Source organism: Campylobacter gracilis (assembly GCF_018374135.1).
In the GTDB taxonomy this organism is placed as follows: domain Bacteria; phylum Campylobacterota; class Campylobacteria; order Campylobacterales; family Campylobacteraceae; genus Campylobacter_B; species Campylobacter_B gracilis_A.
Window position 1 is genome coordinate 59,682 of sequence record NZ_JAHAFS010000003.1, and the last position, 14,172, is coordinate 73,853.

The window sequence follows — 14,172 nt, forward strand, 5'->3', positions numbered from 1 at the left end:
TCTCTCCTAAGATTATTATTTACTTTGTAAATTTTACCACGCAAAATTTACGAAATAAATAATTCGGGTAAGCTTACCCGAATTTATTAAATTTAATACATCGCGCGGTCGTAGATGATAAAGCGGTGCGCCAAATCCCGCACTTCCTCTTTAACCTGCGCCTGAAGCTTGGAATTTGAGATGTCGCTTAGCACGTCGGCGATTTTATTTCCGATAAACTCAAATTCTTTCTCTTTCATGCCGCGCGCGGTAAGTGCGGGGCTGCCGACGCGGATACCGCTGGTGACGAACGGACTGCGAGTCTCGCCCGGAACGGTATTTTTATTCGTCGTAATACCTGCGTTTTCAAGCGCGGCGCTAGCGTCCTTGCCGCTAAAATCTCTATTTAAAAAGCTCATTAAAATCAGATGGTTATCGGTGCCGCCGCTAACGAGATCAAAGCCGCGCGCAACCAGCGTCTCGCCCAAAACTCTAGCGTTTGCCTTGACCTGCTTGGCATAGACCTTCCACTCGGGGCTTAGATTGTGTTTAAAGCCCACCGCCTTAGCGGCAATGACGTGCATTAGCGGGCCGCCTTGGATACCCGGAAAGATCGCCGAGTTGATCTTTTTGGCGAATTCCTCGTCGTTGGTCATTATGATGCCGCCGCGCGGACCGCGAAGCGTCTTGTGCGTGGTCGAGCTTACGACGTGGCAGTGCGGAAACGGATTAGTATGTTCGCCCGCGACGACGAGCCCAGCGACATGCGCTACGTCGGCAAAAAGAAACGCGCCCACGCTATCTGCGATCTGTCTAAATTTAGCAAAATCTATCTCGCGCGTATAGGCGCTTGCGCCGCAAACGATCATCTTTGGCTTTACGATCTGAGCGATCTCAAGCACCTTGTCGTAGTTTATGCGACCGTCAAGCTCTACGCCGTATTCGAAGCTATCATACATCTTTCCGCTGCTTGAGACCTTCGCGCCGTGCGTCAAATGCCCGCCGTGGCTAAGCGACATGCCTAAAATTTTCTCGCCAGGTTTCAAAAACGCGGCATAGACGCCTTGATTGGCTTGACTGCCGCTGTTTGGCTGGACGTTTGCAAACTCACAGCCGAAGAGCTTTTTGCAGCGATCAATCGCGATCTGCTCAATCTCATCTACGAACTCGCAGCCGCCGTAGTAGCGCTTGCCTGGATAGCCCTCGGCGTATTTGTTCGTTAGCACCGAGCCCATCGCCTCCATCACCTCGGGATAGGTAAAATTTTCGCTTGCGATCATCTCCAAATAATCGCACTGGCGGGCAAGCTCTTTGTTGGTTAGACTAAAAATTTCATTATCGAATTTTTCTAAATTTGACACGTTCACTCCTTCTCTAAATTTAGCGGCCTCATCGCAGGGAATAAAATCACGTCGCGGATCGATTTTTTATTCAGCAAAATCATCGCCAAACGATCGATCCCAAGCCCCCAGCCGGTAGTCGGCGGCATCGCGTAGCTAAGCGCGCGAACGTAATCCTCATCCATCTCGTGAGCCTCGTCGTCGCCCGCATTTTTGGCGTCGATTTGAGCCTTAAATCTGGCATATTGATCGAGCGGATCGTTCAGCTCGTTAAAAGCATTGGCTAGCTCCTTGCCTGCGATGTAAAGCTCAAATCTCTCGGCTATCTGCGGATTTTCGTCGCTTCTGCGCGAAAGCGGGCTGATCGAGATCGGAAAATCCACGATGAAGGTCGGATTTATGAGCTTAGCTTCTACATAATTATCAAAAAGTTCGCTCTGTAGGTGGCCTAGATCGAGCTTTTCATTGACTTCAAACCTATCCTCTTTGAGTTTAGCGATGATCTTTTCGCGATCATTTACGATCTGCGGCTCGATACCGCCTATCTGCGTAAGCGCGTCGAGATACTTTATGCGCGCAAAAGGTTTTGAAAAATCGATCTCGCGCTCATCGTAGATTAAAATTTCGCCCAGCCCGAGCCTCTTAAATAGCGCTTTAAATAGCTCCTCGGTTAGGTTCATCGCGTCGTTATAATCATGCCACGCCCAGTAGAATTCTATGCTGGTAAACTCTGGATTGTGTGTCAGATCCATACCCTCGTTGCGGAAATTTCGATTGATCTCAAAGACCGCCTCCATTCCGCCTACGACGAGGCGCTTAAGATACAGCTCCGGCGCGATACGCAGATAGCGATCGACGTCGAGGGCGTTGTGGTGCGTGATAAATGGCTTAGCGTTCGCGCCGCCTGCGATTGGGTGCATCATCGGCGTTTCGACCTCTAAAAATCCGTGTTTTTCAAAAAAGCTGCGGATCTCGCTAACGATGATCGAGCGCTTGATAAAATCCTCGCGGATCTCCGGGTTCATTATCATATCGAGATATCTTTGGCGGTAGCGCATCTCGATATCGACAAGGCCGTGAAATTTCTCCGGAAGCGGGCAGATCGCTTTGGACGCGAGCGTTATTTTGCTAGCATGGATCGAAAACTCGCCCGTTTGGGTGACGAAAGCGTATCCGCGCACCAAAATTATATCGCCTACTTCGAGATTTTTCTTAAATTTAGCGTAATCCTCCTCGCCGATACTGTCGCGAGAGTAATAAATTTGAATATTACCGCTTTGATCTTCTATGTTTGCGAAGGTGGATTTACCCGCGACGCGCTTTAGTTTTAACCTTCCGGCAAGGCTTACCTCCTCGCTCGCTTTTTTATCCTCGGTATCTTTGATGTAGCCGAATTTCTCTTTAAACTCGGCTATGCTCATATCTTTTTTTAGAAAGTGTGGATAGGGATTAGCCCCTAAATTCCGAAGTTCCGACGCCTTGTCTATCCTTTGGATTTCTAACTGGCTATCAAACAATCTACTTCCTTTTTGCCGCGCATTCAGGGCAAATTCCATACAGCTGCATCATGTGCCCCGTAAGCGTAAATCCATGCTCTTTGGCGACGGCAAGCTGTTTTCGCTCAATAGTGGCATCTTGAAATTCTATGATCTTGTTGCAACTTTTGCAGATGAGATGGTCGTGGTGAGGCTTGTTGGCAAGCTCGAATTTCTTGCCCTGTGCGCCAAATGAGATCGACGTCGCCATGCCTGAATCTTCAAGCAAATTTAAGGTACGATACACGGTCGCTATGCCTACGTTTAGCTCCGGAAATTTCGCTTTGATCTCGTTGTGAAGCGCCTCAGGCGTGAAATGTTTGTTATTGTTATAAAGCGTGCGGAGTAAAACCTCGCGCTGCTTGGTATATTTTAGACCGCTAGCGGCAAGCGCCTTTTTAAACTCAACAATTAGAGCGTCAAACTCTAAATTTTCGATTTTTGCATTCATAATTTTGTCCTTTCTGTAGAATTTACTTCTGAACTGGCGTTAAAATCGCTAGATTCAGTGCTTTGATTTTGATCCGAGTTCATACGGGTGGTAGAATTTTGATCTTTTAAGAGCTTATCATCCATCTTAGAACCGATAAAATCCAAGCTTTGTTTGATCTTCGGATCGTCTTTGAGATTTAAAATCCAATTTCCGATTTTTAAGAAAATCGGCGCAGTTTTGCTGCTTTCAAAATACTTTTTGGTCTGTTCATTCATCGACATAGGACCGCTTGCAAGCGTAACAATAACGGCAAAAATTAAGAAAATTTTACTTACGCTAAAAACGAAACCGCCGATCTTATCGACAAATCCGAGTCCGCTCCATTTAAAGAATTTTGAAATGATTTCGCCTATAATCAGACACGAGATCCATACGCCAAAAAGCACAGCGATAAAGCCGATGAGAACCTGCGTCGTATCGCCCGAAAGCACGCCGTTTGCATTCTGTAAAGCTGGAATTTTTGCTGCAATCCACTCGCCCGCCATAGTTTTATAGCGCATCGCGGCAAAAAGACCGCCGATGAGACCCAAAATTCCAAAAATTTCTTTTACGATGCCGTTGGTGATACCACGTAATCCGAAGAGCACTACGAGTACCAAACAGCCGACGTCGAACCAATTAATACCTTCCATCAAGCACCCACCACGCCTATTAGCTCTTGCAGGTTAGTCGAGTACCTAAACGCCGTGTCTTTTGAAATTTGATTTGCACGGATCGCTTTAACCATCGCTTGAGTTTGAGTTATCATACCGGTAGATTGCTGATTTAGCTGCATTTGAGAGTAAATTTGATGCACCTTGTTTTCGCGGATTAGATTCGCTACGGCATTGTTATTGAGCAAAATTTCATGGATCGCGATACGTCCGCCGCCAAGCTTTGGCAAAAGTGATTGCGAAATGACTGCGGTAAGCGATACAGAGAGCATATTTCGCACTTGGAGCTGCTCGCCGCCATCAAAGCTATCTATAATACGGTTGATCGTTTGCATCGCGGAGTTGGTGTGTAGTGTACCAAATACCAAGTGACCGGTCTCTGCAGCGGTAATGGCGATCGAGATAGTCTCTCTATCGCGCATCTCACCAACTAGGATAATATCCGGGTCCTCACGCAAGGCAAATTTTAACGCATTAGCGTAGGAATGGGTATCAGTGCCAATATTTCTGTGAGAGAAAAGCGCTTTTTTATTGGTATGGACGAACTCGACCGGATCTTCGACGGTAATGATGTGTTTGCGCTCTTTTTCGTTGATCTCGTTTAGCATCGCGGCAAGAGTAGTTGATTTACCGCTACCAGTAGGCCCGGTAACCAAAATCATACCTTTTTCGTGCTTGACCACCTCTTTAAAAATCGTAGGGGCTTTTAAATCGTCCAGACTAGGAATATCGATAGGAATAATACGAAATGCAGCAGCCAAATCGCCGTTCATAGTGTAATAGTAATTTCCACGGAAGCGTCCGATATTAGGAAGCTCGATCGCAAAGTCGAGCTCTTTATTTTCCTCGAGTGCACTTTTTTGAGCATCGGTAATGAGCGCGTAGCAGATATACTCTATATCCGTGCCCTTAAGCGGATCCATGGCAAGCGGGCGCAATGTTCCGTCGATACGTATTTGAGGCGCCGAGCGCGAAACTAAGTGAAGGTCGCTCGCTTTGTTAAAAACGACGGTTTTTAGTAGGGTTTCGATATCTACTAAATTTCTTTGAACTTCTTCCATAAAATTCCTTTCAATCTATGATTTTCGGTACTACGAAGTAGCCGCCTTCGGACTGTGGAGCATGCTTTAAGACGCTTTCTGCGACGTCGCTTTTGCGTGGAATATCTTTGTGAAACGGAGTACCGCCTTTCAGCGTAGTGATAGCCGCCTCGCCGCTTTGCAAATCCAGCTCATTTAGAATTTCTACAAAATCTACGATATTATTTAATTGCCCTTTAAATTCTTCTCGCTTAGCATCTGGAATTTTAAGAGCAGATAGCCTTTCCAGCTTGCTTAGCAAGGTATCGTCTATTATCATAACTTTCCTTTTTCTGATAAATGCGACATTATATCATAAAAATTCTTTATCTTAGGCGGTATTTAAAATTTTTTATGCTACAATTACGCCGATTTTCTCAAATAAAGGACTAAATTTTGGCTTTAAAAGACGACATCGAAGGCGTGAAAAAAGAGATTGGCACAGAAGAGCAGTTTCTAGAAAGCGTCATAAAAAGTGAAATTTTCGTAAAAAAATACAAAAAGCCGCTGATATTTTTGGCTGCGGTTTTGATCGTAGCTTTTATCGGATATTACGCAAATGAATTTCTAAGCGATCGCCGCATAGCAAGTGCTAATGCGATCTATGACGAGCTGCTTAACAAGCGCGACGACACTAAGCTAGCCGAGCTTAAGCAAAAAGATATAAATCTATACGCTCTTTATATTTTGCAAAACGGCTCTGCAGACGAGCGAGCGGCGCTAGAAAATACCCAAGGCATCGATGTTATGCTAAAAGAGATAATAAATCTGCAAAACGGCAAGCAAGGCGGGGTGCTACTCGCCGATTACGATTCTTTGCTCAAAGGCTACGACCTGCTAAAAGAAGGCAAAATCGAGCAAGCTCACGCAGAGCTAGATAAAATTCCGCTCAACTCGCCAGTTCGTCAAATCGCACTTGCTTTGAAACACTATGGAGGCAATAAATAATGAAAAAAACGCTGATATTTACGCTTTTACTATCGTTTTTATTTTTAGGCTGCTCGACGAAGCGCCAGTATTTCGAACCTAGCGACGAAAACATCACAGGTGATATGAAATTTAACGGCTCACTGCCATCGGAAATCGTAGCGGTTAGTAAAGATGGCGCGACGCTAAAAGACGGCGAAGTCATCTCTAAAAACGGGTTGGTGAAAAATTTCAAAGTCTTAAAAAGTGAGAAATTTTTAGGCGAATATGACGGAAATTTCGTCGTAACCGATATCAATGGCACGCTTAAAGTAGTTAGTGGCACAGGCGCCGTAAAATTTGAAAAAGCCCTCGGCAGACAAGCGCTCAGTGCAAATATACACGGCGATGATTTGGCTTTAGTGATGAGTGATGATTCGATCATGCTTATCAAGCTAAGCTCGGGCGCAGTGGTACTCGATCATAAAGTCGGCGATGCATTCGCAATCGATTCGCGCGTAGCGTCACCGCTATTTATCAACCAACTTATCGCTTATCCTGCGCTAGATGGACTAGTCAGCATCGCAGAAAACGTAGGTGGGCGCTCGGCACGCGATTTCGTCGTGAGTAACCAGCCATTTTTTAACAACATTATCGCCTTAGAAAACAAGGGCGATAACCTTTATGCCGTAACTGCCACTAGGCTAATGCTAGTAAGTCCTGCGGGCAATAAAAATCATAACGTAGACATCAAAGACGTGATTTTTAGTGGCGATAGAATTTATCTTTTCTTAAAAGACGGCAGAGTCGAGCTACTCGATCGCGGACTAAATTTGATCAAATCGCGCAAATTCACCTTCGCGCAGTTTAGCGGCGCACTGCTTAGCGGCGGCTATTTGTATATCATCGAGCGCAACGGCTACGTCATCCGTGTAAATGAAAATTTAGAGGGACAAGCGATCTACGAGCTAAATGGCGAGTTCGATGATAAGTCCTTTATAGCAGGCAACTCGTTTTACTACGACGATAAAATTTTAAATTTTGATGCTAGATAAAATTTCAAAACTCTGCGTTCGCGAAGACCTTTTGCTTCAAAAATTCCAAACGCTAGATATCGCTAGCTTCACACGCTCGCGCTCATACGGCGCGTATTTCGGCGTGGATCTGAAAAGCTACAACGTCCTTTTATTTATGCGCGACGCAAAATCTCGCTTTGTAATGCGCGACGCGGAATTTCTGCTCTCGCTCGCAAACGACATTAGCGCAAGCCTAGGCAAGGTCGTGAAAAAGCGCGTGCTGTTTTACAACTCGCAAATGTGCTCTAAAAGCGCGAAATTTTTAAAAGAAAACGGATTTAGCCTCTATGCTTTTGTGTGACATAGGAAATTCCAGGGTTAAATTTTATAAAGGCGGCGTAACGCAAAGTATGCCCGTAGCGGAGTTTATGCGGTATGAGCCTAAGGAGCGAATTTTTTTCATTAACGTCAATGATAGCGTGAAAAAAAAGCTGAAAAACCCTCTGTTTGTCGATCTGGCGCCGCACTTTGAGCTAAAAACCGCCTACCGCGGGCTTGGGATCGACCGCATAGCGGCGTGCTCGGCCATAAACACCGGCGTCGTCGTCGATGCGGGCAGCGCGATCACCGTGGATTTGATGTTTAAAAGCTCGCACCTAGGCGGATTTATAATGCCGGGCATTAGCACGCTTTTAAAGTCGTTCGCGAGCATTGCACCCGTGCTGGACGTAACGCTTTCAACCAATATCGATCTGGACCCGCTACCGCAAAAGACCGTAAACGCCGTAAACTACGGGATTTTAAAGCCGATCGTGCTTGCGATCGAAAACATCGCGGGCAATAATAAAATTTACTTCACTGGCGGTGACGGAGCCTATCTGATGCGGTATTTTCGCAACTCGATCTATGAAAAGGATCTGATCTTTAAATCGATGGTGAGCTTGATCGCAAAAAAGGGGCTCGCATGATAGCCATAGCGCTTCCCAAAGGCCGTATAGCCGACGATACGCTTAAAATTTTCAAAACCATTTTCGGGCTTGATTTTGCTTTCGAGGATCGCAAACTCATAATGCAAGAGGGCGATTTTAAATTCCTCTACGTCCGCAACCAAGATATCCCTACTTACGTTATGGGAGGCGCGGCGGATATCGGCGTAGTGGGGCTTGACGTGCTTGAGGAGCATCGCCCGGACGTACTTACGCTGCTTGATCTTAAAATCGGAAAATGTCGCGTCTGCGTGGGCGTGCATGCGGGCACCCAGCTAAACTACGGCGCTCCGAGCCTAAAAATCGCTACAAAAATGCCTAACATTACTCGCGAGTACTTCGCCTCCAAGGCAGTCGCCGTAAATATCATCAAACTCTATGGCTCGATCGAGCTAGCCCCGCTCATAGGGCTTGCCGATGCTATCGTCGATGTCGTGGAGACCGGCGCTACGATGAAGCAAAACGGGCTGCAACCCGCAGAAACCATAATGCAAAGCTCCGCGCACCTCATCGCCAACAAAAACAGCTTCGTACTAAAACGCGATGAAATTTTAAACCTGCGAGATAAACTAGCCCGCACGATCGCGTAAATGCTCGCTTGCCCGCCGCACGGTGCCTGCGGCCGGCGCGGCGTATTTTACGCGAGTAATCATCGTCGCCTTGGCGCGCTGTCGTTTAAAAAACCACTGCTGCGTATAAAATTACGGCGCTAACCGCACCGCTTAAATTTAGAAATCCTGCGAATTTGATTTATAAAGAGGCGGAGATGCTTTGCCGAGCCGTGTAGCGCGAAATTTAAAATTCTATCGCTATAAATTTTAAAATTTAGCCCTAAATTTGCAGCTCGCGAAATTCTAAACCTCCACGGCGCAGAATTTCAGAATTCTAAAATCCCGCTTCACAATTTCACGCCGTAAAATTTAAAATTCTCGCGAACTCTAAATTTGAGCTCAAATTCCCGCAGTTTGGAAATGGCAAAATTTCGGAATTTCAACTCGCAAAATTTCGCCGCTAAAAATCGTGCAAAATTTAATCGGCACTACCCTTTAAGCATAGGAAGCAGCTTAGCACCAAAATTAAGATGCTAGCCGCCCACATCGCAGCTAAGTAAAGCTCCGCAAATCCTGCGCATAAGCCAATCTCTGCCATGGCGACATTTGAAAAACTGCTTCATAAGGCTTACAAAGCCCGCACAAGCAGCATTATCACCTATATTTTCGAGCAGGATAAATACACTTGGCGCGAGCAATATATACAGCGCAAAAAATTTCAAATACAGCCGTTTAACAATTTTGATAAATTTTGGATTTAAGGCAGGTTGCATCCCGGCGCCCGGCTCGAGCCCAGTCCGCGCTAGCTTGATTTTTTCGGGCATCGTTTGCTCGCTAGCTTTGTTTCAGATTTTTTCTGCGTATCTTGGGTTTATTTTTACATGCTTTACTAAATTTGCTCGGCGAAATTTTACCGCGATAAAATTTTACGTAGTAAAGCTATACCTAAAATTTCAAATCCACTAAAGTTTAAAATTTTAAAGCTGCGTGGAGATTCGCCAAAGTAAAACTTCGCAAAAATTTAGCTAGAAATTTCAAAGTGTCCGCGCCATTTATTGTACCGAAGGTAGGCTAGCGCGACAATATAATTCAACTCTGTCGAGGTATGGCGAGCTGTTATTGCGGCAACTCAAGCGGCGAGCCATGAACTTTTATCGCTACAATGAAGCAGAGGCAGTCTATATTTTTGTAAATTGAGAGCACAATAAAATTCCGCCACAATAAACGCAATAAATTTAGATATCACAGACGATCTGCATGATTACGATCCTTATGCGTAACGCTGTAAATTTTACGCACGGCAAGCTTTGAGTCGAAAATATTTGTCGTCTCTTATCACAGCCGCGCCAAAGCCTAGGCTCTCTGCGCGCTTAGATCGCTTGCGTGCGGCGCAACAAGCAAGAATAAAATTTTAACCTACCTAGCGCGCGATGAAAGAGCTTTGCGGTGCCTACGCCGCGATGATTTCGCGTACCTTTTCGGTGAAATTATCGCTCACGATGTATTCGGTCGGATAAACGAGCACTTCGCTGCCGTTGCGGATTCTAAGGATCAGCCGCTTAGTGTTTTTCAGCGCCGTGTCGCAAAATGCGAGATGGTAAATTTTATAAATTTTCTCGCGGCTAAGCTCGCCTAAGCTTAGCTCAAACTCGAAATCCCGCGCGTTTTTGCGCTGTACCTCGCGCTCTTTGCGCGCCTTAAGGGCGGGATCCTCCGCAGTAAACCCGCCCCTTCGCTCCGCGAAATTTCCTCCGCCAAAGCTGCCACCTCGTTCGCCACCAAAGTTTCTGCTGGAGCCGAAATTGCTGCCGCTAAAGCCCTCACGCTCCTTACCACCGAAGCCTCGCACCTTGCTAGGTACGTAGCCGTCGATATTCTGCGCGGCATCTAGGGTTAAAATTTCATCCAGATAAATTTGAAATTTCCCGCCGTAAGGACTCGTATTTTTGCTAAGTCGTGCCAAAAACGCCATCGGGCGCTCCAGCTGCGCATCCGTTAGCGCAGTGACCGCATCGCAAATATCACCGAACGCGCTCATCTCGAAGCTGCCCGCAAGATCAAGCACCGTAAGATTTGCCATCTGCTTGCCCGATTTAGTCGTGCGGGTGTGGACGTTTTCGATCTTACCGACGCACAAAATTTTAACGCTTGCGTCCTCGTCGCCCACCAGTTCGTCGAATTCGTTCGATTTAGTATGTGTAATCGCTCCAAGCTGCGCGGCGTAGGCTTTGAGTGGATTCTCGCTCAAAAATACTCCCGCGCGCGGACGGAAGCTCGCATCTCGAGCGTTTTGCAGGCTCATCATCGAAAGAAACGACAGCTGATACGCCGCGCCGCCGACCGCGCTTTTTGAAATTTTGATCATAAAGGCGTACGGGCGCTCCCGCTCCTGCGGGCTTAAGTTTTCGATCACCTTTAGTGCGTTATCGAACACCGCTAGCTCGAAGCTGCCGTGCAGATCAAGCACGTTTAAAATCCCCATTTTTTTGCCCGTCTTCGTCATGCGCGTGGACAGATCCTCGATCCGCCCCACGCTAAGCACCTCGGCGCTATCGCCGTCGATCTCGCTAAACGCCGAGGATAGCGTATAGTCGATGCCTTCCATCTCCTCTTTATAATCATCCAGCGGATGCCCCGAGAGATACACGCCCACGGTCTGCTGCTCAAATTTTAAAATTTCGCCCTGCGGAAATTCCTTGTCGGTATCGACGAAGCTTACGCTCATGCCGCTCGTCATATCCTCATCCTCGCCAAAAAGCGAGCTAGCGGCGTCCTTTTTAATCTCGGTGATCTTTTTCATCACGTCTAGGATATTTTCCATATTTTGAATCATCGCTAGGCGGCTCTTGCCCAGACAATCCATCGCGCCTGCGTAGATCAGCGACTCGATGACCTTTTTATTGACGCGGAAATTATCCACGCGCGAAGCAAAATCGTCGATGCTTTGAAATTTAGCCTCGCTTTGAAGCTCTAAGATATTCTCGATCGCGGCACCGCCCACGCCCTTGATCGCGCCGAGACCGTAGATGATCGAGGTGCCCGATTTGGAATTTTCGTCGTCCACGACGCTAAAGCCTCTTAAGCTTTGATTGATCGACGGCGGCAAAAGCCCGATACCTAGGCGGCTAGCCTCGTCGATATATTTTGAAATTTTATCGGTATTGCCCTCCTCCGAAGTAAGCAGCGCCGCCATAAACTCCGCTGGATAGTAGGTCTTAAGATAGGCCGTTTGAAAGGTGATCATCGAATACGCCGCGGCGTGGGATTTGTTAAAGCCGTAGGAGGCAAATTTCATAATCAGATCAAATAACTCATCCGCCTTAGCTACGTCAAAGCCCAGCTCTTTGGCGCCGCTTAGATACTGCTCGCGCATGTGAGCAAGCTTCTTCTCATCCTTTTTACCCATCGCGCGGCGCACCAGATCGGCATCGCCCAAGCTAAAGCCGCCCACCTTCTGCACGATCTGCATAACCTGCTCTTGATAGACGATGATGCCGTATGTTGGCTCTAAAATTTCTTTTATCTGCGGAAAAATATAACTAGCTTTTAGCTCGCCATGTTTGATCCTGATAAAATCAGGTATTAGATCCATCGGTCCCGGGCGGTAGAGCGAGATCATCGCGATGATATCCTCGAAGCGGTCCGGGCGCAGGTTCATCGCCAGATCCTGCATGCCCGCGCCCTCGATTTGAAAAATCCCCAGCGTGTTGCCGCTTTGAATGGTTTTGTAAGTGCGTGGATCGTTAAAGTCTATCTCCTCCCAAACTATGTCGCGATTATAGCGGCGCTTGACGAGCTTGATGGCGTTATCGATCACATCGAGGTTTTTTAGACCGAGGAAGTCAAATTTTATCAGATCGACGTCCTCAAGATAGTTTTTGGTGTATTGCGTTACTAGGCGCGCATCCTCGCCCTTATCCTGCTTAAATAGCGGCGCTTTGTTCCACAGCGGCTCGTTTGAGATCACCACTCCCGCGGCATGCATACCTGCGTTGCGATTTAGCCCTTCAAGGCCCAGCGCAAACTCCCAAACCTGCTGTGCGATCGGATCTGCGTCGATAAATTCTTTCAGCTTCGGCTCGGTGTCGTAAGCCTGCGTAAGCGTGATGCCGAGTTTATCGGGGATCAGCTTCGCCATCTTATCGGCCTGCGAAAGCGGCATATCGCAGACGCGAGCCACATCGCGGATGACGCCGCGCGCGAGTAGCTTACCGAATGTCGCAACCTGCGCGACGTTAAATTTGCCGTACTGATCGATGACGTAGTCGATCACCTCGCCTCTGCGTGCCTGGCAAAAATCCACGTCGATGTCGGGCATCGAGATACGCGATGGATTTAAAAATCGCTCGAAAAGCAGATTATACGGGATCGGATCGAGGTCGGTAATGCGAAGCGCATACGCACAGATGCTGCCCGCCGCAGAGCCGCGACCTGGGCCAACCGGGATGTCGTGATCCTTCGCCCAGTTGATGAAATCCTGCACGATGACCATATAGCCCGAAAAATGCATGTTTTTGATGATGGCAAGCTCCTTTTCCAGGCGCTCGCGATAAATTTCGTGTTTCTGTGGATCGATAAATTTAAGGCGCTCTTTAAGCCCCTCGCGGCACAGATGATCGAATAAAAAATCATCGTTTGCAAAGCTATAGCGCTCATCGGGCTGGGGCAGCGAAAGCCCGAGCCTAGCGGCGTATTCGATCGTAAATTTAAAATTCGGCGGCGTCGGCGCATAGTCCTTCTCGTCGAAGGCAAATTTCAGATTGCACTTTTGCACGATCTCGGCGGTATTTTCGATCACTTCGGGGATATCCGCAAAAAGCCGCCTCATCTCCTCATCGCTTTTTACGTAAAATTCCGAAACGACGTGTTTTAGGCGGTCGCCGTCGTTGATCGTCTTGCCCATCGAGATGCACTGATAGACGTCATGAGCCTTGGCGCGATCCTTGCGCGAGTAGTGAGCGTCGTTGGTGGCGATGATCTTGACGCCGATTTCGCGCGAGAGGCGGATGAGGTCCTTATCGACGTTTAATTGCTCGCCGATGCCGTGGCGCATGATCTCGAGATAAAAATCCTCGCCGAAAATTTCCTTATACTCAAGCGCCGCTTTTTTCGCCGCTTCGTAGCCGCCCGCGCCGCGCTTTAAATTTCGCTCGCTTCTATTTAGATGAAATTCCACCTCGCCCGCCAGGCATGCCGAGGAGCAGATGAGCCCCTCGCTGTGCTCTTTTAAAATTTTTTTGTTAATCCTCGGATAGTAGTAGAAACCGTCCAGAAATGCGCGCGAGCTAAGATACATTAAATTTTTATAGCCCGTCTCGTTTTTGGCAAGCAGTATCAAGTGGTAGCGCTGACGGTCGCTTTTATCGCCGATATCCTCGTGGTTGTGCAGATAGGTCTCGATGCCGATGATCGGCTTGATGCCGTGCTTTTTCATCGTCTGATAAAAGTCTATCGCGCCGAACATATTGCCGTGGTCGGTGATCGCGCACGCCTTGGTGCCGCGGCTCTGCAAAAGCTCGGCGAGCTCGCTTATTTTATTCGCGCCGTCTAGCAACGAATACTCGGTGTGAAGGTGCAGGTGGGTGTAGTCGCTCATTTTGATCCTTTTTTGATTTGGAGATTATAGTAAATTCG

At 47.4% G+C, this 14,172-nt stretch carries 13 protein-coding genes; 5 read left to right on the forward strand and 8 right to left on the reverse strand.

What is annotated here, in order from left to right; translation table 11 throughout:
- Positions 1 to 92: 92 nt before the first annotated feature.
- Genes KH703_RS02180 through gatC form a run of 6 tightly spaced genes read right to left on the reverse strand, consistent with a single transcriptional unit; the run spans position 93 to position 5,359 of the window.
- Complete coding sequence (locus KH703_RS02180; protein WP_304293735.1) at positions 93 to 1,340, reverse strand: serine hydroxymethyltransferase; 1,248 nt, start codon at positions 1,338 to 1,340, stop codon at positions 93 to 95.
- Between the two features lie 2 nt (positions 1,341 to 1,342).
- The gene (lysS, locus tag KH703_RS02185; RefSeq protein ID WP_304293737.1) at positions 1,343 to 2,836 is read right to left on the reverse strand and encodes a lysine--tRNA ligase; all 1,494 of its coding nucleotides are present in this window, start codon (positions 2,834 to 2,836) and stop codon (positions 1,343 to 1,345) included.
- A gap of 1 nt (position 2,837) precedes the next feature.
- Complete coding sequence (locus tag KH703_RS02190) at positions 2,838 to 3,305, reverse strand: Fur family transcriptional regulator (RefSeq protein WP_005871221.1); 468 nt, start codon at positions 3,303 to 3,305, stop codon at positions 2,838 to 2,840.
- Positions 3,302 to 3,979 (reverse strand): CvpA family protein, encoded by a 678-nt coding sequence (locus KH703_RS02195; protein WP_304293739.1) that lies wholly within the window; start codon positions 3,977 to 3,979, stop codon positions 3,302 to 3,304. The genes KH703_RS02190 and KH703_RS02195 overlap by 4 nt, the downstream gene beginning before the upstream one ends.
- Positions 3,979 to 5,061 carry a type IV pilus twitching motility protein PilT gene (locus KH703_RS02200; protein ID WP_005871218.1) on the reverse strand — a complete coding sequence of 361 codons (1,083 nt, stop codon included), beginning with the start codon at positions 5,059 to 5,061 and terminating at the stop codon, positions 3,979 to 3,981. The genes KH703_RS02195 and KH703_RS02200 overlap by 1 nt, the downstream gene beginning before the upstream one ends.
- Before the next feature lie 10 nt (positions 5,062 to 5,071).
- Complete coding sequence (gene gatC, locus KH703_RS02205; RefSeq protein ID WP_304293741.1) at positions 5,072 to 5,359, reverse strand: Asp-tRNA(Asn)/Glu-tRNA(Gln) amidotransferase subunit GatC; 288 nt, start codon at positions 5,357 to 5,359, stop codon at positions 5,072 to 5,074.
- A gap of 116 nt (positions 5,360 to 5,475) precedes the next feature.
- On the opposite strand from gatC, the gene KH703_RS02210 reads away from it, so the two are divergent.
- Genes KH703_RS02210 through hisG form a run of 5 tightly spaced genes read left to right on the forward strand, consistent with a single transcriptional unit; the run spans position 5,476 to position 8,577 of the window.
- The gene (locus tag KH703_RS02210) at positions 5,476 to 6,027 is read left to right on the forward strand and encodes a hypothetical protein (RefSeq protein WP_297963491.1); all 552 of its coding nucleotides are present in this window, start codon (positions 5,476 to 5,478) and stop codon (positions 6,025 to 6,027) included.
- Positions 6,027 to 7,040 carry an L-seryl-tRNA selenium transferase gene (locus KH703_RS02215; protein ID WP_304293744.1) on the forward strand — a complete coding sequence of 338 codons (1,014 nt, stop codon included), beginning with the start codon at positions 6,027 to 6,029 and terminating at the stop codon, positions 7,038 to 7,040. Before KH703_RS02210 ends, KH703_RS02215 begins: the two co-directional genes overlap by 1 nt.
- Positions 7,030 to 7,362: a hypothetical protein gene (locus KH703_RS02220; protein ID WP_304293746.1), complete on the forward strand. Its 333-nt coding sequence runs from the start codon at positions 7,030 to 7,032 to the stop codon at positions 7,360 to 7,362. Before KH703_RS02215 ends, KH703_RS02220 begins: the two co-directional genes overlap by 11 nt.
- Complete coding sequence (locus tag KH703_RS02225; protein ID WP_304293748.1) at positions 7,349 to 7,969, forward strand: type III pantothenate kinase; 621 nt, start codon at positions 7,349 to 7,351, stop codon at positions 7,967 to 7,969. The genes KH703_RS02220 and KH703_RS02225 overlap by 14 nt, the downstream gene beginning before the upstream one ends.
- Positions 7,966 to 8,577 carry an ATP phosphoribosyltransferase gene (gene hisG, locus KH703_RS02230; RefSeq protein ID WP_304293749.1) on the forward strand — a complete coding sequence of 204 codons (612 nt, stop codon included), beginning with the start codon at positions 7,966 to 7,968 and terminating at the stop codon, positions 8,575 to 8,577. The genes KH703_RS02225 and hisG overlap by 4 nt, the downstream gene beginning before the upstream one ends.
- 494 nt (positions 8,578 to 9,071) lie before the next feature.
- On the opposite strand, the gene KH703_RS02235 is transcribed toward hisG, so the two are convergent.
- Both KH703_RS02235 and dnaE read right to left on the reverse strand, forming a co-directional pair.
- On the reverse strand, positions 9,072 to 9,260 hold the full coding sequence (locus KH703_RS02235) for a hypothetical protein (RefSeq protein ID WP_304293750.1): 189 nt from the start codon (positions 9,258 to 9,260) through the stop codon (positions 9,072 to 9,074).
- 728 nt (positions 9,261 to 9,988) lie between these two features.
- The gene (dnaE, locus tag KH703_RS02240; RefSeq protein WP_304293751.1) at positions 9,989 to 14,134 is read right to left on the reverse strand and encodes a DNA polymerase III subunit alpha; all 4,146 of its coding nucleotides are present in this window, start codon (positions 14,132 to 14,134) and stop codon (positions 9,989 to 9,991) included.
- Positions 14,135 to 14,172: the final 38 nt, after the last annotated feature.